Below are 22,313 nucleotides of genomic sequence, written 5' to 3'. Positions count from 1 at the left end.
GACAGGGGTAAGCGGGATCGGCGACAATGCGTACTTTTATGGCCGCCTTCCCCGGAGACCCCTAGATGACAACCCGTCGCGAACTTGCCAATGCCGTACGCGCCCTAGCCATGGACGCTGTGGAGAAGGCCAATTCCGGCCACCCGGGCATGCCCATGGGCATGGCGGATATCGCCGAAGTGCTGTGGAACGACTTCCTCCAGCACAATCCGACCAACCCGAAGTGGTTCAATCGCGACCGATTCGTGCTCTCCAACGGCCACGGCTCGATGCTGCAGTACGCGCTGCTGCACCTGACCGGCTACGACCTGCCGATGGATCAGCTCAAGCGCTTCCGCCAGCTGCATTCCAAGACCGCCGGCCACCCGGAAGCCAGCGAAACCCCAGGCGTGGAGACCACCACCGGTCCGCTCGGCCAGGGTCTGGCCAATGCGGTCGGTTTTGCGCTGGCCGAGAAGGTGCTCGCCGCGCACTTCAACCGCCCGGGCCACGAGATCGTCAACCACCACACCTATGTGTTCCTGGGCGATGGCTGCCTGATGGAAGGCATCTCGCATGAGGTCGCCTCGCTCGCCGGCACCTGGAAGCTCGGCAAGCTGGTCGCTGTGTACGACGACAACGGCATCTCCATTGACGGCGAAGTGCACGGCTGGTTCACCGACAACACCCCGGAGCGCTTCGAGGCCTATGGCTGGAACGTGATCCGCGGCGTCGACGGCCATGACGCCGATGCCATCAAGAAGGCCATCGCCGCCGCTACCAGCCAGTCCGACAAGCCCACCCTGATCTGCGCCAAGACCATCATCGGCTTCGGCGCGCCGCACAAGCAGGGCAAGGAAGAAAGCCACGGCGCCGCGCTGGGCAAGGACGAAGTGGCCGGCGCACGCGACGCGCTGGACTGGCGTTACGCACCGTTCGAGATTCCGGCCGAGATCTACGCCGGCTGGGATCACAAGACGTCGGGTGCCGAGCGCGAGCAGAAGTGGCATGACGCGGTTGCCAAATATTCGGCGGCCTTCCCGGAGCTGGCCGCGGAATTCAATCGCCGCGTGTCGGGCGAGCTGCCGTCCGATTGGGCGGCCAAGTCGCAGGCTTTCGTCGACAAGCTGCAGGCCGACGGCCCGGAGATTGCCTCGCGCAAGGCCTCGCAGATGACCATCGACGCGTTCGCGCCGCTGCTGCCGGAACTGATCGGCGGCTCGGCCGACCTTGCCGGCTCCAACCTCACCAAGTGGAAGGGCAGCGTCGACGCCGGCAACGGTTTCGACCCGAAGGGCAACTATGTGTATTACGGCGTGCGCGAGTTCGGCATGACCGCGATCGCCAACGGCCTGGCCCTGCACGGCGGCTTCATTCCGTACGACGCCACCTTCCTGGTGTTTTCCGACTACGCGCGCAACGCCGTGCGCATGAGCGCGCTGATTCCGGCGCACGCCATCCACGTCTACACGCACGACTCGATCGGCCTGGGCGAAGACGGCCCGACCCATCAGCCGGTCGAGCACCTCGCCGCGCTGCGCTACATCCCGAACAACCAGCTGTGGCGCCCGTGCGACGCGGTGGAATCGGCGATGTCGTGGAAGCTCGCGATTGAACGCAAGGGCAACCCGGCGTGCCTGGTGTTCTCGCGCCAGAACCTCAAGCACCAGCAGCGCAGCACGCAGCAGGTGGCCGATATCGCACGCGGTGCCTACGTGCTGTCCGATCCGCAGGACACCAAGTTCAAGGCCATCCTGATCGCCACCGGTTCGGAAGTGGAGCTGGCGATGGAAGCGGCCCGCACGTTGGCGCAGCAAAACGTGCCGGTGCGCGTGGTGTCGATGCCGTGCACGGAAGTGTTCGATGCGCAGCCGCTGGAATATCGCGAGGCCATCCTGCCGGGCTGGTGCCGCGCGCGCGTCGCGGTGGAAGCGGCGACTGGCGACTTCTGGCGCAAGTACGTCGGCCTGGACGGCGACGTGGTCAGCATGACCACGTTTGGTGCCTCGGCACCGGCGCCCCAGTTGTTCGAGCACTTCGGTTTCACCGTGGCCCATGTGGTCGATGCGGTGAAGCGCGTGCTCGGCTAAGTCGATTGCGTTGAATGAAAAAGCCGCGGCATGCCGCGGCTTTTTTTATGAGTGCGCCCACCGGCACGTGATTCCCTGCGCGCCGCTGGTTACCCTGGCGCTTTCCAGGAACAAAGTCGCTGAGCCATGAATACACACGCTCCCTCGCGCCGCGACCACCTACGGCAAATGGCCGCCTACAACCGCTGGATGAACGAGAAAATCTATGCGGCGGCGGCCTCGCTTCGGCCTGACGATGTGATGACGGATCGCGGCGCATTCTTCGGTTCGATCCATGCCACGCTCAGCCATATCGCGGTGGCCGACACGATCTGGCTGCAACGCTTCGCCGCGCATCCGGCGAACTATGGGGCGCTGGAACCGTTGCGGGGCGTGCCCATTCAACGCGATCTCGCCGCGCAACCCTTTGGCGATCTGGCTGCCTTGACCTCGCATCGTCGCTTTCTCGATGCCGTGATTGAGGCATGGGCTGACGCCGTGAGCGAGGAAGATCTCGATCACGCGCTGGCCTATCAGAACACCCGTGGCGAAGCCTTTCGTAAGCCGTACTTCTTTTTGACCATGCATTTTTTCAATCACCAGACGCACCATCGCGGACAGGTGACGACGCTGCTGACACAGGCCGGCGTGGATGTGGGTTCGACCGATTTGTCTAGCTTGATCGACGACGCGTGACGCCCGACCTGTGGGAGCGCACCCTGTGCGCGACGGCCCGACAAAGCAGGAATCCTGCAGGTTGCAGTCGCGCACAGGGTGCGCTCCCACAAGGGTTGGGCTTAGCCGCATGATGCTGTCGATCCTTGAGCGGTAAAACAAAAAAAGCCGCGACAATCGCGGCTTTTTCTTCATGCGTGCGCCCGCTTACTTTCTGGCCGCCGTCAAACGATTGAGCTCCGCCAGCGCGTCCTGCGTGTTCTGGTTGGCCTCCTTCACGGCTTGCTCCGCCGCCGAGCCACCGTCGGTAGTGGCATGGGCGTAGGCGTGAATTGCCTGGCGACGTGCATCGATGTAATGCAGCACGGCCTGCTGGAAGGTGTAGTCACGATTGTCAGGAGCAAGCTTGACGGCCACCACGTCGGCGTACATGGCGTCCCACTGCGGTGCAACGTCCTTCTCGAGTCCGTCGGCGAAGGCCTGCGTCGAGATGGCTCCGGCGTGGGCCTTTTCGTAGAGCGCCGTGGTGGCTTCCATCACTGTTTTCTCGCGCGCGTCGAACGTTATCAGGCTGCCCTCGAAGCGCGCCGTCGCCTGTCGTTGGCTGTTGGGATTGGCCAGCGGCCAAAGCATCGCTGCGAGCACGACGACGCCGGAGACCGCGGCCAGCAACAGGCGCGGCACATTCGGGCTGATCCGGTGTTCGGCATTGAGCGGACGGGAAAGCAGCAGGCCCATCAGGAATCCGCCCGCCAGGCCGCCGATATGCGCGGCATTGTCGATGCCGCTGTGCGCGAAGCCGTAGAACAGCGAGTAGCCGGCGAACAGCAGGGTGCTGTTGCGATGCTCTGCCATCACTTCCTTGGGGACGTCGTTGCGAGGATTGATGACAAATGCCAGCAAGCCGCCAAAGATGCCAAAGATCGCGCCCGACGCACCCGCGCTGTTCACCTGCGGATTCCACAGCAGGCTGGCCACGCTGCCGGTCAGGCCGGCAAAGACGTACAACAGAAGAAAACGCGTGCTGCCGAACAGGCGCTCGATCGTGCGGCCGTTCTGAAAGAGCGCCCACATGTTGAGCGCAAGATGGATGATGCCGAAGTGGATGAAGGTGGCCGAGAACAGGCGCCACCATTGGCCGCCGATGGTCATCGGGCCGAAGTTGGAACCCCAGCGAACCGCCGTTTCGCCATCGGGCGTGAGGATGTTCATCCCGCCGATGCACATCGCCACAAACATGGCTACGTTCAAGGCCACCAGGGTCGGCGTGACCGGTGCGCGCGGGCTGAACTGATCCAGGCGTCGGTGGAAATCGGCGACAGCCGCCTGCGATTGCGCGAACTCCTGCGTCTGCTCCGCAGGCAAGTGCGCCATGATCGCCAGGCCCTGTGGCACCGAGGCAGCCGACAACTGCACCGTGCGAAGCGGCTGGTTTTCCCCGCGCACCTGAAAACGTACGGTCTTGCCGGACAGCGCTGCATTGATGATGTCGTTGCGCGCGAACCGGTGCGTTTCCTTGAGGCTCGTCATGAACGGGCGCTTGCGGCCGCCGGCGATGGTCACGGTATCGCCGGAGAAGGCGATGCTGCCCTTGCCGACGAAACGGAACGAATCGGCCGGCGTGGTGTTGAGGCCTACCCGCAGGCCAAATTCCACCTTGAATGATTCGGCCGCCACCGTAGGGGCGGGCGCCGTCACTGTTTCCTGCTCAGAACCGCTGCCGTGCGTCGGCGCGGCGTCGTGCTGCGTCATGTCTGATCCCTGTGGCTGCGCCGCCCCCTCGTCCAACGGCCCGGCAAGCATGCCAGCGGGCGTTGGAAAGAAACAATCGGGCGCTCGGCCTAGGTCAGGGCGGGAGGAGGTTGCCCAGTTCCTCGGGATCGCTAGCCAGTGCATGTGCGCCGGCCTTTTCCAGTTCCGCCCGACTGCCGAAACCCCACAGCACGCCGATGCCGCGAACGCGGTTGGCCACGGCGCCGTCGATGTCGAAGTGCCGGTCGCCGATCATCACTGTGTGCTCCGGCTCGGCGCCGAAATCGGCCAGGGCGGCGGCAATCATGGTTGCCTTTTCGCTGTGCGGGCTGCTCGGGTCCGGGCCATATAGACGGCTAAATGCGGGACCGAACGGCAGGTGTTCGATGATCGGCCGCGCGTGCCGTTCCGGCTTGCTGGTGACCACGGCCAGCGTGTGGCCGGCGGCCTGAAGGCGCCCGATCATCGCCTCGATGCCCGGGTATACCGAGTGCTCCTGCCAGCCGATGGTGTGGAAGCGCTCGTGGTAGAACTCCACCGCCTGTTCGATGCGCTCGTGATCGTGGTCGAGCAGCGGCGCAAAGCTGTGCCGCAGCGGCGGGCCGATCCAGTGGCGCATCTCCGGGGGATGCGCCACACCCAGCTGCGTCAGCGCATGGCGGACGCAGCCCAGGATGCCGATCTCCGAATCGATCAGCGTGCCATCGAGATCAAACAGACACAGCATTACTTGCCCGCGCGCGCCTTGAGGGCTGCCACGGCGGGCAGCTCCTTGCCTTCGAGGAATTCGAGGAAGGCGCCGCCGCCGGTGGAGATGTACGACACATCTTTTTCGATGCCGTACTTGTCCACGGCGGCCAGCGTGTCGCCGCCGCCGGCGATGGAGAACGCCGGCGAGGCGGCCACGGCGCGGGCCAGGGTCTCGGTGCCATGACCGAAGGCGTCGAATTCGAACACGCCGACCGGACCGTTCCACACCACCGTGCCGGCCTTGGCGATCATCTCGGCATAACGGCGCGCGGTCTCCGGCCCGATGTCGAGGATCAGCTCGCCTTCCTTGACCGCGTCCACCGGCTTTACCGTGGCGGGCGCATGCGCCGAGAACTCCGGCGCGACGACCACATCCACCGGCAGCGGCACGTCAGCGTTGCGGCGCTTGGCGTCGGCGATCACTTTCTTGGCGGCGCCGATGAGGTCGGGTTCGTACAGCGAATTGCCCACGGAATAACCCATGGCCGCGATGAAGGTGTTGGCGATGCCGCCACCCACGATCAACTGGTCGACTTTGCCGATGAGGTTTTCCAGCAAGGTGAGTTTGGTCGAGACTTTGGAGCCGGCGACGATCGCCAGCAGCGGACGGGCGGGATGCTCCAGCGCCTTGCCCAGCGCGTCCAGTTCGGCTGACAGCAGCGGGCCGGCCGCAGCGATGGGGGCGAACTTGATCACGCCGTGGGTCGAAGCCTGCGCGCGATGCGCCGTGCCGAAGGCGTCCATGACGAAGATGTCGCACAGCGCGGCGTACTTCTTCGCCAGCGCGTTGTCGTCCTTGCCCTCGCCGACGTTCATGCGGCAATTCTCCAGCACCACCACTTCGCCTTCGGCAACGTCGACGCCGTCGAGATAGTCGGCGACCAGGCGCACCGGCTGGCCCAGTTTGTCGCTCAGCCACTTGGCGACGGGCGCCAGCGAGGACTCGGCGTCAAACTGGCCTTCCTTCGGGCGGCCCAGGTGCGACAGCACCATCAGCCTGGCGCCGGCGTCGCGGGCGGCCTTGAGCGTCGGCAGCGCCGCATCGAGGCGCTGGGTGGAGGTGATCCGGCCGTTCTCGATCGGTACGTTCAGATCTTCGCGAATCAGCACGCGCTTGCCGCGCAGATCAAGATCGCTCATGCGGGTAACGGACACGGCGCAACTCCCTGGTTTGGATTCATGAATGCGGCGCCGTTGGGCGCGAACCGCCTATTGTCCCGCCCGGTTCGCGGTGATGCAAACCGTATGACAGGTATCCTATGAACCTCACCGTGGTTGGAGGACAAGGTATGGGGCAGGATCTGGTGTTGTACGGCTACTGGCGCTCGAGCGCCGCCTACCGCGTGCGCATCGCCTTGAACCTCAAGGGCTTGCCGTACGAGTCCGAAGCGGTACACCTGGTGAACCACGGCGGCGAGCAGCATCTGCCGGACTTCCAGGCCTTGAACCCGCAGGAGCTGGTGCCGGCCCTGGTCGATGGCGGGCGGGTGTTCACCCAGTCCATGGCGATCATGGAATACCTGGACGAGACCCGTCCCGAGCCGCCGTTGCTGCCTTCGGACCCGGTCGGGCGGGCACGTGTCCGGGCGCTGTCACAGGTCATCGCGTGCGACCTGCATCCACTGGGCAACCTCCGGGTGCTTCAGTACCTGAGCTCGCAACTCGGGGTCGACGATGCCACCAAGGGCGTGTGGTCCCGCCACTGGATCAGCCTGGGCCTGCAGGCGATGGAAACGATGCTGGCGGGCAACGTGGCGACGGGCCGGTTCTGTCATGGCGATACGCCCGGCATGGCCGATGCGTGCCTGGTGCCGCAGGTCTATAACGCAGTGCGCTGGAAGCTGCCGATGGATGATTACCCGACCATTCGTCGCATCCATGAAGCCTGCGAGGCGCTGCCGGCGTTCCAGCGGGCGGCGCCGGAAGCACAGCCGGATGCGCCGGCGGCGGTCTGAGCAAAGTGCGCGGGGCGGCGTGCGCCCCTCGACTTGAAGGATCGAACTTAGAAGCCCAGCCCGTACGGATCGTTACCCGCCAGCTCGGTGTTTTCCGTGTTGCCGCCGCTATCGGACAGGCGCACCTTGAGTGCCAGGCCATCGCGCGAGTCGGCCTTGTTGAGCGCTTCCTCGAGCTCGATGCGGCCTTCCTTGTAGAGGCGATACAGCGATTGGTCGAAGGTGCGCATGCCTTCCTGCAGGCTGCGATCCATCGCTTCCTTCACGTCGTGCACCTGGCCGCGGCGAATCATGTCGCGGATCAGCGGCGTGTTGAGCAGCACTTCGGTAGCCGGCAGACGGCGTCCGTCCTTGCCGATCACCAGGCGCTGGCTGATCACCGCGCGCAGGTTGAGCGCGAGGTTCATCAGCACGTTCTTGTGCGCCGATTCCGGGAAGAAGTTGAGGATGCGCTCCAGCGTCTGGTCGGCGTTGTTCGAGTGCAGCGTCGCCAGGCAGAGGTGACCGGTTTCGGAGAACGCGATGGCCGCTTCCATGGTGTCGGTATCGCGGATTTCGCCGATCATGATCACGTCGGGCGCTTCACGCATCGCGTTGCGCAGGGCTTCGTGATAGCTGTGCGTATCCAGGCCGACTTCGCGCTGGTTGACGATGGATTTCTTGTGGCGGTGCAGGTATTCGATCGGATCCTCGATGGTGAGGATATGGCCCGAGGAATTCTGGTTGCGATGGTCGATCATCGCCGCCAGCGTGGTCGACTTGCCCGAGCCGGTGGCGCCCACCACCAGGATCAGCCCGCGCGGTTCCATGATCAATTCACGGAAGATGCTCGGCAGCTGCAACTGGTCGATGCTGGGGATTTCGCTCTTGATGGCACGGATGACCATGCCCACTTCGCCGCGCTGCTTGAACACGTTGATGCGGAAACGGCCGGCTTCCTTCACAGCCAGCGCCATGTTCAGCTCCAGGTCGCGCTCGAACTGCGGTACCTGGCCCTCGTCCATCAGCGAATAGGCGATTTTCTTGACCATGCCGCTCGGCAGGCCGGTATTGCCCAGCGGGTAAAGCTTGCCCTCGACCTTAATGTTCACAGGGGCGCCCGTCGTCAGGAACATATCCGACGCGCCCTTGTCAACCATTAGCTTGAGGAAATAACCAATGTCCACTCGAATCCCCTAGTTCCGTGCGCATTGCTAAAGTGGATTATGCCCGCCCACAATACGCTGTGACACTCTGAGAGGACTGAGTGATGGTGCACATCTTTTCCCCGCCAGGGCAGCGACCCAAGTTCGCGCGCCTTGCGGTATCCACCCTGGCGCTGGCCATGACGCTGGCGCTGGCGGGTTGCGCGTCCGCGCCACCGCCGGACGGGATCATGAATCAGGCGCAGATGCAGCTGCAGGCGGCACGGGATGCCGATGCGGCGGTCTACGACCCGATCGACCTGGGCAATGCCCAGGACAAGTTCCAGCAGGCCCAGAACGCGATAGCCAAGCGCGATTACGACGTCGCCGCCCAACTGGCCGACGAGGCCAGGGCCAGCGCCGAACTGGCCCGCACCAAGGCCCGCCTGGGCGCCGCCCGGGCGCAGATCCAGAACAAGACGTCGGCCAACCAGCAGCTGCGCGAGCAGATCGACCAGTCCCTGGCCGACCAGCAACAGCAGAACCAGAGCCAGGCGTCCGGCCTGCCGCAACAACAGCAGACCGGCGATATGCCGGCGCCGCCGAGTTCCGCGCTGGGCGAGCCTGTACCGCAGGGGCAGGGCTTCCAGACCTACCCGCAGAATCCCAATCCCGACCAGCCGGCACCTCCGTCGAGCACTGACCAGGGAGGCCATCTATGAAACACCTGACCCTCCGCCTTTCGACGCTGCTGTTTGCAGTAGCCGCCGTGGGCAGCGTCCATGCGGCCAAGGACGATATGGACGTGGCCCGGCTCACCAATAGCCTCGACCAGCTCTCCAGCGATCCGTCCATCGGCACCTATGCCCAGGCCGAGCAGGCGCGCGCCCGTGACGCCGTGAATCAGCTGGCCCAAGCCCGTTCGCGTGACCGCGTGCATGCGCTTTACATCGCCGAGCGTCGCGTCGACCTGGCCCGCGCCACGGCCCAGTTGCAGGACGCGCAGCTGCAGATCGGCAAGCTCGATCGCGAACACGACCAGATCCAGCTCGACGGCAGCCGCCGCGAGACGGAAATGGCGCGCCGCGAGCTCGAACGCCAGCGCCTGCAATACCAGGCCGCCCAGGAAGAATCGGCCCGCCAGCTCGCTGCCGGCGCCGAAGCCGCCGCCCAGGCCCAGGCCCAGGCCGACCAGGCCAAGAAGCTGGCCGCCGCCCAGGCCAAGGTCGCCAATGCCGCCAAGAAGCAAGCGGACCTGGCCGCGCAGGCCGCGCGCGCCATGCGCCAGCAGATGCAGGGCGACAGCACGACCAACAAGGACCAGGGCAAGTAAGTCCTGCCCAGGTGTTCACGAGGCCGGCGGTCAACCCGCCGGCCTTTGTTTTGTCCCTGTGTCGCTGAGATATCGCCGGCCGCGAGCCGCTCTGTTCAAATTTCGCGACGCCGCCGTTCGACTTGTGCAAAAGACTGTTCTGGCAGTCTTTTTTAGGAAAGTTCCGCTATTTCCTGCCGCTCATATGACGCTTGCATGACCCCAGATCGGGGAGTAGGGTCAAGTTCCCAGGGGCATCTCCGCGCCTGGGTCACCGACGTGAGTCATGCGCCCAACCTTCCTCCTTTATCGATCTCCATGGACCGGACAACCGGCATGGATGGCGGGTGCGTGTGCGTGATTCCTCGTCAGCGGGTGTCCCCAAAACGGTCCCCGCCGTACTCTCCAGAGGAGGTTCCATCATGTTTGAAAACCAGCAGCGTGATGATGTCGAAGCTTTGATGAAGGCCGATGCCGAATTCCGTCGGCTCTATCAGCACCACAAAGAACTCGACAGCAAGGTGCACGACGCCGAAATCGGCGTGCTTCCCATCGATGACATGACGTTATCGGGCATGAAGAAGGAGAAACTCCACGCGAAGGAGCGACTCCAGCGCATGTGGGATAGCCGAGCGCACCACATCAACTGAATCTGCGACGTTTTCGCATGAACGCGGCCCCGGCGCCTCACGGCTCCGGGGCCGCGTTGTTTCTGGGGTCGGCGAAGGGTGAGAGCCGCTCGGTTATCATCGTCCTCCCGAGCGGTCGCCAAGAAGCAGCCGCTGCCTACAGGAAGGAGTTTTTATGTCGGTCCACAACAGTGTCCTTGAACTGATCGGACGTACCCCGATGGTACGCGCGCAGCGCCTGGACGTTGGACCGTGCGAGCTCTTCCTGAAGCTGGAAAGCGCCAATCCCGGCGGCTCGGTCAAGGACCGCATCGGCCTGTCGATGATCGAAGGCGCCGAGCGGGCCGGTCGGATTCGCCCGGGCGACACCCTGGTGGAAGGCACGGCCGGCAACACCGGCCTGGGCCTGGCGCTGGTCGCCCAGCAGAAGGGCTACCGCCTGATCCTGGTGGTGCCCGACAAGATGAGCCGCGAGAAGATCTTCAACCTCAAGGCGATGGGCGCCGAGGTGGTGCTGACGCGCTCGGACGTGGCCAAGGGCCACCCGGAGTACTACCAGGACATGGCCGAGCGCATCGCGCGCGAAACGCCAGGCGCCTACTTCATCAACCAGTTCGGCAATCCGGACAACCCGGCCGCGCATATCGCCACCACCGGCCCGGAAATTCTCGAACAGCTCGATGGCAAGGTCGACGCCATCGTGGTCGGCTGCGGATCGTCGGGCACGCTCAGCGGCCTGTCCAAATTCTTCGCCGAGCATTCGCCCAACACCGACTTCGTGCTGGCCGATCCGGTCGGCTCCATCCTGGCCCAGTACATCAACGAAGGCGTGCTCTCGACCAAGTCGGGCAGTTGGATGGTGGAAGGCATCGGCGAGGACTTCCTGCCGAGCATCAGCGACTTCACGCGCGTGAAGAAGGCCTATGCCATCCCCGACAAGGAAAGCTTCCTGGCCGCGCGCGAGCTGCTGGCGAAGGAGGGCATCCTCGGTGGTTCGTCCACCGGCACCCTGCTGGCCGCTGCGCTGCGCTATTGCCGCGAGCAGACAGAGCCGAAGCGCGTGGTCACCCTGGTATGCGATACGGGCAACAAGTACCTGTCCAAGATGTACAACGACTACTGGATGCTCGACAACGGCTTCATCGAGCGCGAACAGCGGGGCGACCTGCGCGACCTGCTGCTGCGTCCCTTCGCCCAGCGCGATACCGTGGTGATCGGCCCGAACGAGTTGCTGATGACGGCCTATACGCGCATGAAGCTGTACGACGTGTCGCAGCTGCCGGTGATGGATGGCAGCCGCCTGGTCGGCATCCTCGATGAATCGGACGTGCTGATGCACGTGCATGCGGACGAAGCCAGATTCCGCGACCCGGTATCCACCGCCATGATCACCAGCCTGCACATGCTGGACGTGCGCTCGCCGATCGAATCCCTGCTGCCGGTGTTCGACCGCGGCCATGTGGCCATCGTGGTGGACGGCGAACAGTTCCTGGGCCTGATCACCCGCATTGATCTGCTGAACTATCTACGCCGCAAGGTGCATTGAAGACCGTGTAAGCGTGCGTCCAGCATAGGCCATCGGATCAACCGCCCATGGCCCCCGAAAGTTTGCTGAAATCGGCTGCGACCAAAGTCGCGGTTTCGCGACCGTGACTGGCCGCGTTCGTTCTAAGGAGTAACAGCTCATGTGTGGAATCGTTGCCGCCGCCGCCCAGCGTGACGTGGCCCCCTTGCTCATCGCCGGCCTCAAGGCGCTCGAATACCGCGGCTACGATTCGGCGGGCCTGGCCGTTTTGGATCGAGGCGAAGTCCAGCGCGTGCGCGCCAAGGGCAAGGTCCGTGAGATGGAAGCCTTGTATCTGGCCGATCCGTTTCCCGGCGGCACCGGCATCGCGCATACGCGCTGGGCGACACATGGCGTGCCCAATGAGGCGAATGCGCATCCGCACATGGCCGGCAGCGTGGCCCTGGTGCACAACGGCATCATCGAGAACTACGCCACGCTGCGCGCGGATCTGCAGGCGCGCGGCCATGTGTTCACCTCGGAAACCGACACCGAGGTGATGGCGGCGTTGATCAACGAGCATGTGCAGTCCGGCGTAAGCCTGCGCGAAGCAGTGCTGGCCACCGTGCGCGAACTGGAAGGCGCTTATGCGATTGCCGTGATCAGCAGCACGGAGCCGGGGCGCGTGGTCGGCGCGCGCCACGGTGCGCCCCTGCTGGTGGGCGTGGGCATTGGCGAGCACTTCCTTGGCTCGGATGCCCAGGCGCTGATCCAGGTCACCAACAAGATCATCTATCTCGACGAAGACGATGTCGCCGAGATCACCCGCGACCAGGTGGAGATATTCAATCTCGACGGCCAGCGGGTCGAGCGTTCCATGCACGAGAGCGAGCTTTCGGCCGACGCGGTGGAACGCGGCGAATATCGCCACTACATGCAGAAGGAAATCTTCGAGCAGCCCCACGCCGTGGCCGCGACGCTTGAAGCGCGCATCGGTCCGCATGGCGTGTTGCCGAACATCTTCGGCGTGGACGGCGACGAACTGCTCGCCAAGGTGCGCGGCCTGCACATCATTGCCTGCGGCACCAGCTACCACGCGGGCCTGGTCGCCAAGTACTGGATCGAGGAACACGCACGCCTGCCGGTGAGCGTGGAAGTAGCGAGCGAATATCGCTATCGCGAGGCCGTGGTGCCCGATGGCACGCTGTTCGTGGCGATTTCGCAGTCCGGCGAAACGGCCGATACCCTCGCGGCGATGCGCGAGTCCCGTCGCCGCGGCTATCTGGGGACGCTGGCGATCTGCAACGTGCCCGAATCGTCCGTGGTGCGCGAAGCCGACCTCAAGCTGATGACGCGCGCCGGTCCGGAAATCGGTGTGGCTTCGACCAAGGCGTTCACCACGCAGCTCGCCGCGCTCGCCCTGCTGACGCTTCATCTTGCGCAGCACCGCGGCATGGACAACACCCGCTATATCGATCTCTGTGCCCAGCTGCAGCATTTGCCGCGTGCGCTCGAAGACGCGCTCAAGCTGGAACCGCAGGTGATCGACCTGGCCGCGCACCTCATCCATCGCCAGCATGCGCTGTTCCTCGGGCGCGGTGCGCAATACCCGGTGGCGCTGGAAGGCTCGCTCAAGCTCAAGGAAATCTCGTACATCCATGCCGAGGCGTACCCGGCGGGCGAGCTCAAGCACGGCCCGCTGGCGCTGGTCGATGAAGACATGCCGGTCATCGCCGTGGCCCCCAACGGCCCGCTGCTGGACAAGCTCAAGTCCAACCTGCAGGAAGTGCGCGCCCGCGGCGGCGAACTGCTGGTGTTCGCCGATGGCGAAGCCAGCCTCGAAGGCAACGGCGCCCGCGGCGTCACGCTGCGCATCAACGGCGGCGGCGATTTCATCGCCCCCGCCGTGTTCACCGTGCCGCTGCAGTTGCTCGCCTATCACGTGGCAGTACTGCGCGGCACCGATGTGGACCAGCCGCGTAATTTGGCGAAGTCGGTGACGGTGGAGTAACGGCACAGGCGCGCGCTCTGGTACTGGTGCGACCTAATAAAGTTTTCAACTCAATAATAGAGTTTCCAACAAAGTTGTAAGTTCGCGGCCAATGCAGCTAAAAGAGATTCCAACTGCGGTTAATCCACGCAGTGTTATCCAGTGATGGTGTCTCGGTTTCCGGGACGGGGGCACCAATTGGTGACCCCCGTCCCCTATGCAGCACATTTAGCTGGTTGACTTCGCACGATGACAAATTGGCCTCTGGGGTCGACCGCTATGAAAAGGAAGGAAGCGTAGCGATCGCACACGGGCCTGCGGGACGTTTGGCCCACCTGGCGCACCCTCATCCTGCACACCGACGGACGTGCACCACGTGCTCGGCCGACTCTCCCACTCTGAGCAACTTCTTCGCATCAGCTATTCGACTGATCGCCGGAGAGCTCGCTCGACAAGGCGTGGCCGAATAGAATCAATCCATTGAAGCATTAGTAGTGCATCCATGCCATTGATTTTAAGGGAATTCAGCCTGTGCCGTGGCTTCTGCGTGGTGGCTGTAGGCCTGGGTGGTGGCGTGGCTGAAAAGCCAAACAGGGAGCTATGATGAAGGCCTTTGAATTCGACCATCGCGTGATTGAGACCTACGAGCGGTTCTCGCGCTCCTTCACGACGATCAGAGCGAATGATCTCGCGCAGGCCATTGACCGCGAATATGCGGAAGGAAGGTTCTGGCCCGACGCCCTGCTGTCATTGAATCCGCATTACCTTGCCGGGCCAACCGTCGAGGAACTCGTGGTTTCCGGCGATCTCGATGAGGCGACGGGTAGGATCTTTCGATTTGGTTCGTCCCCACTGCGCTTGCACAGCCACCAGGCACAGGCGATAGCAAAGGCTCGTGGCCAACAGAGTTACGTGGTAACTACGGGCACCGGCTCGGGCAAATCGTTGTGCTTCTTCATTCCCATTGTCGACGCGGTCGTTCGCGCCCGAAAAGCAGGCCAGCCCCCCAAAACCCGAGCCCTGATCGTCTACCCGATGAATGCGCTGGCCAACAGCCAGGTCAAGGAGATCGAAAAGTTCATCTCGAACTCGGGCATCCCGGATGGACAAAAGCCAGTCGTACGCCGATACACCGGGCAAGAGACACAGGATGAGCGCGAGTCCATCGCTGCCAATCCCCCCGACATTTTGCTCACCAACTTCATGATGGCCGAGCTACTGCTGACTAGACAGGATCCGACGGATGCGCGCGTCATTGAAAATGCACGAGGACTCGAGTTCATCGTACTTGACGAATTGCACACGTACCGTGGTCGACAAGGCGCGGACGTGGCAATCTTGGTTCGACGCCTGCGCGACAGATGCGCCCCAGACCGTACGCCGATCTGCATTGGCACCTCAGCCACAATGTCGAGCGAGGAGTCCGAAGCGGGCCGGGCCGAATCTGTAGCGGAAGTCGCCTCCAGGTTGTTTGGCACGGTCATCGGCCCTGACGGGATCATCAACGAGTCGCTCCAGCGTGCGACCGATGACTCACTTACCCTGAAAGCCGTCGAGTCCGGACTGTCCTTCGTCCTTCGAGCCCCTCTACCGGAACAGCTGACGGACGAAGCACTCCGACGACATCCACTGGCTGTCTGGACGGAGCTCGCGCTTGGCTTGGAAGATGGCCAGGAACTTAAGAGAAAAAAACCAGTGCCGCTCGAGCAGGCGGTGGACGCCCTCGCGGGAGCCAGCGGTGTCGCACGAGACGTTTGTCGTCATCGCTTGGAGGAGTTCTTGACAAGGGTCAGCCTCCCGGAGAGGGACCGTGGTGGAGAGAAGGAGGGGGCCTTTCTGGCTTTTAAGCTGCACCGTTTCATTTCCGGTGCGGGCGAAATGTTCACATCGTTGGGCGATGTTCCACGCCGGGTTTTGTTTGAAGGACAACTCGAGGATCCACAGGCACCGGGCCATCGTCTCTATCCCACTCGATTTTGCCGGACATGTGGTCACGAGTTCCACGTCGTGCTCGAGATAGAGACCGAACGGGGCGCGCTGTTCGTGCCGCGCAATATCGACGACACGCCCATTAACGCAGAGGACGCAACCGACGTCGCCGGCTATCTGACTCCAATGGGCGGGGGCGACGCGGAGTATCTCTTTACCGGCGACTTAGAGACGTACCCGGAAAGCTGGGTGGAGTTCCGCAACGAGGTGCCAAGGCTCCGCAGTGGACGAAAGAAGCGCGTCCCGCAGCCAGTTGTTGTCGGACCAGACGGTAGGCTGTGCGTTTCCGGTCGCCAGTTCTGGTTTCTGCCGGGCAGATTCGCCTTTTGCCCCTGTTGCCTCGATGAGCCCCATCCGAATACACGTGAGCGGAGCAAGCTGGCCGGCCTATCCGGCGAAGGACGTAGCTCGGCCACGACACTGTTAGTGTCGACAGCGCTTGATTGGATGAATCACGACGGAAATGGTCTCACTGCCGAAAAGCGCAAATTGCTTGGCTTCACCGATAACCGTCAGGATGCAGCACTCCAGGCAGGTCACTTCAACGATTTTCTGTTCGTAAGCCTGCTTCGGGGTGCCATCCTTCGAGCGGTATTGGACGCTGGTGATGGTGGAATGACCGAGGAAGAGTTCGGCCTTCGTGTAGTGAAGGCCCTGGGCTTCACCGCGGCCAATCGGTCAGCCAGGACCCACTGGATGCTCGACCCCAATGGCGGAGCTGTCACCCGAGAGGACGCGCAACGTGTCCTTGCAAAAGTACTGGCCCACCGAACCTGGGCGGACCTGCGCCGTGGTTGGCGTTACACGAATCCAAGCCTCGCAGTTTTGAAACTGATTGACGTCGAGTTTGTTGGTCTCGAGGACGTAATCGAGGACGTCGATAGCCTGCGCGCAGTCCTCCCCGAGCTCGGGTCGCTCGAGCTGGATAAGCGCAGAGAGTTGCTGACGACGTTGCTGCACGCAATGCTGGAAGGGTTGGCAATTGGAACGGAGGTCCTCGACCTTCCGATACTTGACACCATCGCCCAAAAATCAAGATCGCTGCTACGTACGCCATGGGCCATTGATCAGAAGGAGAATCCGCGGGGCCGGACAACGCTGTTGTTCGAAGCTCCGGGCCGCGCGGAAGTCGGACTACGGGAGGAACAAACTATCCTTCGGGCAGGACATACGTCCCGCATCGCCAGGCTAATTAACCGCAGGAGCCTGTTGGGAACAAAGCTGCGCAAGCACGACTATCTCGCTGTCATGAGCGGATTGATGGAACTCCTTTCTAAAGAGGGTTTAGTGTCGCCGGTGGATCTTGAGGTGGACGTTCGTGGTTGGCGGTTGTCGCCCAATGCGGTGCGTCTGGTACCTGGCGCGGCCATCCGCAATCGCGAGGCAAAGGGCAATCGATATTTTCATGAGCTCTACTGCTCCATCGCCAAGGATCTAGGCGCGGGAAAGAGTGCTTACTGGGGTATGGAGGGGCGGGAGCATACAGCCCAGGTTTCTCAGAGGCAGCGCGAATGGCGTGAGTGGCGCTTTCGTTTTGAGGATGCCGATCGTCAATGTCTGAAAGAGAACGAGGCAGACATCAAGGCGACAGGAGAGTCCACGCAGTTCCTACCGGCATTGTTTTGTTCTCCTACCATGGAACTGGGTGTCGACATCTCTGCACTGAACGCCGTTTACCTTCGTAACGTCCCTCCAACACCTGCCAACTACGCGCAGCGTGCAGGTCGTGCTGGACGGTCCGGTCAGGCTGCAGTGATTCTGACCTACTGTGCCTCTCAGTCTCCCCACGATCAGTACTTTTTCCAGCGCCGCAACGATATGGTCGCTGGAGTTGTGCGTCCCCCTTCCCTAGATATCACCAACGAGGAACTGGTTCGCTCACATTTGCACGCCGTGTGGCTTGCAGAGACCAAGCTGGCGCTCTCCCCAGATATTCCGAAGATCCTGGATCTTGCAAAGCAGGGATATCCACTAAGGAAAGAGGTCACCGACGTCACTAGAATGTCTGGGCTGCCTTCTCGAGCCCACCTACCCATGAGGCGCGTGCTCAACGAGATTTTGGCTGCAGTCGACGGCCGCCAGCCGGCTTGGCTTCTTGATCCCGAAGAGTTCGTTCTAGCGGTTGCAACGAAAGCACCGGAGGAGTTCGATCGATCGTTTGACCGCTGGCGTGAGCTGTATGACTCAGCTCGGACGCAGCTGCTGGAAGCCAATACAAGGTCCGAGATCGCCGGCCTTTCGGCCGCTGACCGTCGTCGAATCAAGGCTGCACAAATGCAGGCCAGCGACCAGATTGCCATTTTGGAACAGGGGACGGCCTCGAATGGCTCAGACTTCTATTCCTACCGGTACCTTGCCACGGAAGGATTCTTGCCTGGCTACAACTTTCCGCGTCTGCCGTTGTATGCCTTTGTCCCCGGGGATGGGAAGACCGGCTCTTATTTGCAGCGTGCCCGTTTCCTCGCCATTTCAGAGTTCGGCCCACGCAGTCTGATCTATCACGAGGGGCGGGCCTATCGAGTTGTCAAAGCGAAGCTCCCCCCAGAGGTGCGTTCCGGTGACGGTTCCGAACTAGCTACTAAGGACATTTACATCTGCTCAAATTGTGGGGCATGCCATGAAGGAGAAGTTGAGCGCTGCCACGCTTGTGCCAGTCTGATGGCGGGCGAGGTGCCAGTGAAGCGCACGCTTCGCATCGACAATGTAGAAGCTGCGCCAACCGAGCGGATCACCGCCAACGACGAAGAGCGAGTCCGTCAAGGATTTGACATCCAAACGGTGTTCTCGTGGCCTACAAAGGACGGCCGGCTCCAGATTACCGAGGCCGAATTTAGATGCGAAGATGTTCCGTTGCTCACTTTGCAGTACGCGAACAGCGCAGAGATCAGCCGCATCAACAAAGGGCTTAAGCGTCGCGCCAACAAGACGGTTCTTGGTTTCAATATCGATCCGCGTACTGGACGGTGGGAAAAATCGACAGACGAAGAGCCGGGACCGGATGCGCCGCCCGATGTGGTGTTGCCCGTTCGGATCGTGCCAATCGTCAGGGATCGGAAGAATGCGCTCTTGGTGCGCGTCCGCGAGCCACAGGGGTATGCGCCTCAAACACTTGCTACGGTGCAGCACGCGCTGATGCGGGGCATCGAGGTTGTCTTCCAGCTCGAAGAGGGCGAGATACTGGGTGAGCCCTTGCCCGCACGCGACAACCGCCGCGCTATCCTTGCCTACGAGGCCACCGAGGGAGGGGCCGGCGTCTTAAGCCGGCTTGTTGAAGACAGTCGGGCGCTGGGGCGGGTTGCGCGTCAGGCACTGGATCTGATGCACTTCGATAATGTCGATGCAGCGATTACTGAGGGCGACGCGACCCTACTGCAGGATCGGCAAGGCGAAGCTTGCGTCCGAGGCTGCTATCGGTGTTTGCTGTCGTACTTCAATCAGCCTGACCATGAGCTGATTGATCGCACTAGCAAGGAAGCTAGGCAGCTATTGATAGACCTCGCGCGTGGTCAGGTTGCTATTCTCACTGGGTCTACAAGAACGACGGATCCGGACGGGTGGGTTACCGCTTTTAGGGAGTTAGGACTGCCAGCACCCGATGCGGTGCCGATCTCATTCTCTGGCATCGAAGCAAGCTTTGCCTGGCGTGGTCACTGCGTCGCGGCCTGTACGGTCGGCGTGACTCATGAGGCGGCCTCGCTCGCTGAATCCAAGGGCTGGACGCTGGTGAGGTTGCCGGATTCAATCTCGGCTGGCGTGCCAGAGGCCCTTAGCGCTTTACTGAAGGATTGATGGAATGGCTATGAGCTTTGCCCCAGGAGATCTCGTTCGCGCGCGCGGGCGGGAGTGGGTAGCGTTGCCAGCGCCGCGCAGCGGCGTCCTGGCGTTGCGTCCACTGTCGGGGAGTGAAGGCGACTCGGTCCTGCTTGATCCATCTGTCGAGCTCGTGCCGGTCGAACCGGCACGTTTTGATCTTCCGGCCGACGCTCACCATACCGTACAGACAAAGGCAGCACTTCTCGCCGATGCTTTGCGCTTGACGTTGCGACGCGGTGCCGGGCCCTTCCGGTCTGCCGCACATCTGGCCTTCGAACCCAGAATCTATCAGCTGGTTCCTTTATTGATGGCATTGCGTCTGCAGGTGCCGCGATTGCTGATCGCCGATGACGTTGGCATAGGCAAGACGATCGAAGCTGGGCTGATCCTGCGGGAGCTCATGGATCGAGGTGAAGTAGACGCCTTCACTGTCTTGTGCCCCCCCCATCTTGTGGAGCAGTGGATGATCGAGCTGAAGATCCGTTTTGGGATCGAGGCGGTCGCCGTCACTTCCAGTAGCGCGGCTCGCCTGGAGCGAGGCATTCCACTCGCTCAGACGCTATTCGATGCCTATCCCTTCACTGTTGTGAGCCTGGACTACATCAAGGCTGAGAAGCGTCGCGAGACGTTTGCGCGTGCGTGTCCAGACTTTGTCATCGTGGACGAGGCTCATGCTTGCGTGGGGACTCATAAAGGCAGGCAGCAACGCTTCGGACTTCTCTCAGGGCTAGCAAAGGACCCTCAGCGCCGCATGCTTCTGCTGACGGCAACCCCGCATTCAGGCGACGAAGAGGCCTTTGCGAGGTTGCTTTCACTCATCGGCCCATCATTCCAAGGAATGAACTTCGACGACACCCGTTATCGCGAACGTTTGGCGCAGCACTTCGTGCAACGGCGCCGAATCGACCTCGTTTCCGGTGAATGGCACGAGGATCGGACCTTCCCGAAACACGAAGCCAGCGAGTCTCCTTACCGGCTTTCTAGCGTTCACTTAGCTTTTCAGGAGGCGGTACTCGATTATTGCCTGAGCGTCGTCTCAAGAGCGGGTGAGGGTCAACGCGACCGCCGCCTCGCATTTTGGGGCACCTTGGCCCTGATGAGGTGTGTGGGGTCGTCTCCTGCGGCCGCTTTGAGCGCGCTACGCAATCGCGCGGCGAACCAGGCCGATCGCCTTGAGCCTCAAATCTATGACGAGAACGGTGATGACGAAGATGCTGTCGACATCGAGCCAAACGCCATCTTCGGTACCGACCCGGCTCTCTTGGGACTCCTGGGTATGGCTGAAGAGCTTGTCCACACGCCAGACCCCAAGCTCGCCGCGCTGATCGACGGCATCAAACCGCTAATCCGTCAAGGCGCCAATCCTGTGGTGTTCTGTCGATTCATTGCGACAGCAGAGTACGTGCGCGATTGTCTCTGCAAAGTTTTCCCCAAACTTAAGGTTGAAGCCGTCACCGGCGTATTGACACCGGATGAGCGACGTGACCGTGTTGCCGACATGGTGTCTGTAGATGACGAAGCCTGCACCCAGCGCATTCTCGTCGCGACTGACTGCTTGTCAGAAGGCATCAATTTGCAGCAGATCTTCGATACGGTCGTTCATTACGATCTCTGTTGGAATCCGACCCGACTCCAGCAGCGCGAGGGTCGGGTGGACCGGTTCGGACAGCCAGCCGAAGTCGTCCGCTCAATCATGATGTATTCGCCGGACAGTGCCATCGACGGTGCAGTGCTCGAAGTCATCCTGCGCAAAGCAGAGGAGATTCGGAAGGCGACTGGCGTGACAGTGCCCCTACCCGATGAGCGCGGTCCTATGACTGATGCGCTTATGGCGTCGATGATGCTGCGCCGCGGGGAAACACGGCAGATGGCGCTTGATCTCAATTTGGATGAAGGCGCACGTGCCGTGGAGGCGCGCTGGCGCGATGTTTCTGAGAACGAGAAGAAGTCACGCGCCCGTTTCGCACAGAACGCGATGAGGCCCCAGGAAGTCGCGCAGGAGTGGAGCAAGGTCCGATCACTTCTGGGTTCACCTGATGAGGCACGGATCTTCGTCGAGCGAACCATGTCCCGCTTCGGCGTTCCACTTGAGCCTCGCAAGTCGGTGCTTGTTGCGCACATTCAGGCTCTCGAAGCCGGACTGAAGGATCGCCTTGCTGAGCGCGGCCTAGTCGGGTCAATTCGTTTGGCAACCATTGAACCTGCGCCTTCGGGCTCCGCTTTGCTTACCCGCATGCATCCCATGACAGCCACTCTTGCGGAGGCGCTGGTCGAAGCGTCGCTAGATCCGGAGGCGCTTCCCACACTAGGCATCGGTCGCGTTGGTGCCTGGCCTGCGGCAGTTGTGGAACAGGTCACACATATCGCACTGCTTCGCATTCGATTCAAATTGACAGTCCACGCCCGCAAGGAGCGCATGTTGCTCGCTGAGGAGGCCGCCCTGGTGGCGCTCCAGGAGAATCAGGTGATCGCTGCTGGTGAGGCTGTACGCAGTCTCCTGAATGCGCCAGCGGCCATGGATCTTGCCGCGGCCGCCCGCGACAGGTTTATCACCAAGGCAAAGGAGGTTTTGCCCAGATTGCTGGAAGGTCCATTGGCGGACTTTGTGCGCAGCCGTGCGAATGAGCTCATGCAGGATCATGCGCGCTTACGTGTGGCAGCAGGTTCCATTTCCCGCGTGAGCGTGGAGGCCGTGCTCCCGCCGGATGTCGTCGGGTTGTTCGTGCTCGTGCCGAGCGAGGTTTGAACAGATGGCACGCATGCCTATGACTG

At 62.3% G+C, this 22,313-nt stretch carries 14 protein-coding genes; 10 read left to right on the top strand and 4 right to left on the bottom strand.

Annotated elements, in window-relative coordinates; translation table 11 throughout:
• Positions 1–65 precede the first annotated feature (65 nt).
• Entirely contained in the window at positions 66–2,069 is a 2,004-nt protein-coding gene (gene tkt / locus AC1DKY_RS15730) for a transketolase (RefSeq protein WP_441604682.1), read from the top strand.
• 126 nt (positions 2,070–2,195) lie between these two features.
• Positions 2,196–2,744 carry a DinB family protein gene (locus tag AC1DKY_RS15725; protein WP_441604681.1) on the top strand — a complete coding sequence of 183 codons (549 nt, stop codon included), beginning with the start codon at positions 2,196–2,198 and terminating at the stop codon, positions 2,742–2,744.
• A 186-nt stretch (positions 2,745–2,930) separates the two neighbouring features.
• Here AC1DKY_RS15725 and AC1DKY_RS15720 read toward each other — a convergent pair whose 3' ends face one another.
• The 3 genes from AC1DKY_RS15720 to AC1DKY_RS15710 all read right to left on the bottom strand — a co-directional run bounded on the left by AC1DKY_RS15720 (position 2,931) and on the right by AC1DKY_RS15710 (position 6,380).
• Positions 2,931–4,475 carry a rhomboid family intramembrane serine protease gene (locus tag AC1DKY_RS15720; protein WP_441604680.1) on the bottom strand — a complete coding sequence of 515 codons (1,545 nt, stop codon included), beginning with the start codon at positions 4,473–4,475 and terminating at the stop codon, positions 2,931–2,933.
• 94 nt (positions 4,476–4,569) lie between these two features.
• Positions 4,570–5,202 carry an HAD hydrolase-like protein gene (locus tag AC1DKY_RS15715; RefSeq protein WP_441604679.1) on the bottom strand — a complete coding sequence of 211 codons (633 nt, stop codon included), beginning with the start codon at positions 5,200–5,202 and terminating at the stop codon, positions 4,570–4,572.
• Positions 5,202–6,380 carry a phosphoglycerate kinase gene (locus tag AC1DKY_RS15710; RefSeq protein ID WP_441604678.1) on the bottom strand — a complete coding sequence of 393 codons (1,179 nt, stop codon included), beginning with the start codon at positions 6,378–6,380 and terminating at the stop codon, positions 5,202–5,204. The genes AC1DKY_RS15715 and AC1DKY_RS15710 overlap by 1 nt, the downstream gene beginning before the upstream one ends.
• Positions 6,381–6,514: 134 nt before the next feature.
• On the opposite strand from AC1DKY_RS15710, the gene maiA reads away from it, so the two are divergent.
• Positions 6,515–7,180, top strand: coding sequence for a maleylacetoacetate isomerase (maiA, locus tag AC1DKY_RS15705; protein WP_441604677.1), 666 nt, complete (start codon positions 6,515–6,517; stop codon positions 7,178–7,180).
• A 47-nt stretch (positions 7,181–7,227) separates the two neighbouring features.
• Here maiA and AC1DKY_RS15700 read toward each other — a convergent pair whose 3' ends face one another.
• Entirely contained in the window at positions 7,228–8,319 is a 1,092-nt protein-coding gene (locus AC1DKY_RS15700; protein ID WP_441604763.1) for a PilT/PilU family type 4a pilus ATPase, read from the bottom strand.
• A gap of 110 nt (positions 8,320–8,429) precedes the next feature.
• Between AC1DKY_RS15700 and AC1DKY_RS15695 the strand changes: the two genes are divergently transcribed.
• From AC1DKY_RS15695 to AC1DKY_RS15665, 7 genes are all read left to right on the top strand, one after another.
• Positions 8,430–9,026 (top strand): DUF4398 domain-containing protein, encoded by a 597-nt coding sequence (locus AC1DKY_RS15695; RefSeq protein WP_441604676.1) that lies wholly within the window; start codon positions 8,430–8,432, stop codon positions 9,024–9,026.
• On the top strand, positions 9,023–9,637 hold the full coding sequence (locus tag AC1DKY_RS15690; protein WP_441604675.1) for a hypothetical protein: 615 nt from the start codon (positions 9,023–9,025) through the stop codon (positions 9,635–9,637). Before AC1DKY_RS15695 ends, AC1DKY_RS15690 begins: the two co-directional genes overlap by 4 nt.
• Before the next feature lie 401 nt (positions 9,638–10,038).
• Positions 10,039–10,266 (top strand): HP1242/YdcH family protein, encoded by a 228-nt coding sequence (locus AC1DKY_RS15685; protein ID WP_046972765.1) that lies wholly within the window; start codon positions 10,039–10,041, stop codon positions 10,264–10,266.
• Positions 10,267–10,420: 154 nt separating this feature from the next.
• Positions 10,421–11,791 (top strand): pyridoxal-phosphate dependent enzyme, encoded by a 1,371-nt coding sequence (locus AC1DKY_RS15680; RefSeq protein ID WP_441604674.1) that lies wholly within the window; start codon positions 10,421–10,423, stop codon positions 11,789–11,791.
• A gap of 139 nt (positions 11,792–11,930) precedes the next feature.
• On the top strand, positions 11,931–13,760 hold the full coding sequence (glmS, locus tag AC1DKY_RS15675; RefSeq protein ID WP_441604673.1) for a glutamine--fructose-6-phosphate transaminase (isomerizing): 1,830 nt from the start codon (positions 11,931–11,933) through the stop codon (positions 13,758–13,760).
• A gap of 582 nt (positions 13,761–14,342) precedes the next feature.
• On the top strand, positions 14,343–19,517 hold the full coding sequence (locus tag AC1DKY_RS15670; RefSeq protein WP_477180018.1) for a DEAD/DEAH box helicase: 5,175 nt from the start codon (positions 14,343–14,345) through the stop codon (positions 19,515–19,517).
• A 4-nt stretch (positions 19,518–19,521) separates the two neighbouring features.
• Positions 19,522–22,287 carry a helicase-related protein gene (locus AC1DKY_RS15665; protein WP_477180017.1) on the top strand — a complete coding sequence of 922 codons (2,766 nt, stop codon included), beginning with the start codon at positions 19,522–19,524 and terminating at the stop codon, positions 22,285–22,287.
• Positions 22,288–22,313: the final 26 nt, after the last annotated feature.

The organism is Dyella sp. 01N448 (genome assembly GCF_056399225.1).
The sequence above is the reverse complement of the archived record's forward strand: the minus strand, read 5'-3'. Positions and strand labels throughout refer to the sequence as shown.

Bases quoted from the DNA above. Each gene is read 5' to 3' on its own strand.
- tkt (WP_441604682.1), top strand. From the start codon at position 66: ATGACAACCCGTCGCGAACTTGCCAATGCCGTACGCGCCCTAGCCATG.
- AC1DKY_RS15725 (WP_441604681.1), top strand. From the start codon at position 2,196: ATGAATACACACGCTCCCTCGCGCCGCGACCACCTACGGCAAATGGCC.
- AC1DKY_RS15720 (WP_441604680.1), bottom strand. From the start codon at position 4,475: ATGACGCAGCACGACGCCGCGCCGACGCACGGCAGCGGTTCTGAGCAG.
- AC1DKY_RS15715 (WP_441604679.1), bottom strand. From the start codon at position 5,202: ATGCTGTGTCTGTTTGATCTCGATGGCACGCTGATCGATTCGGAGATC.
- maiA (WP_441604677.1), top strand. From the start codon at position 6,515: ATGGGGCAGGATCTGGTGTTGTACGGCTACTGGCGCTCGAGCGCCGCC.
- AC1DKY_RS15700 (WP_441604763.1), bottom strand. From the start codon at position 8,319: ATGGTTGACAAGGGCGCGTCGGATATGTTCCTGACGACGGGCGCCCCT.
- AC1DKY_RS15695 (WP_441604676.1), top strand. From the start codon at position 8,430: ATGGTGCACATCTTTTCCCCGCCAGGGCAGCGACCCAAGTTCGCGCGC.
- AC1DKY_RS15690 (WP_441604675.1), top strand. From the start codon at position 9,023: ATGAAACACCTGACCCTCCGCCTTTCGACGCTGCTGTTTGCAGTAGCC.
- AC1DKY_RS15685 (WP_046972765.1), top strand. From the start codon at position 10,039: ATGTTTGAAAACCAGCAGCGTGATGATGTCGAAGCTTTGATGAAGGCC.
- AC1DKY_RS15680 (WP_441604674.1), top strand. From the start codon at position 10,421: ATGTCGGTCCACAACAGTGTCCTTGAACTGATCGGACGTACCCCGATG.
- glmS (WP_441604673.1), top strand. From the start codon at position 11,931: ATGTGTGGAATCGTTGCCGCCGCCGCCCAGCGTGACGTGGCCCCCTTG.
- AC1DKY_RS15670 (WP_477180018.1), top strand. From the start codon at position 14,343: ATGAAGGCCTTTGAATTCGACCATCGCGTGATTGAGACCTACGAGCGG.
- AC1DKY_RS15665 (WP_477180017.1), top strand. From the start codon at position 19,522: ATGGCTATGAGCTTTGCCCCAGGAGATCTCGTTCGCGCGCGCGGGCGG.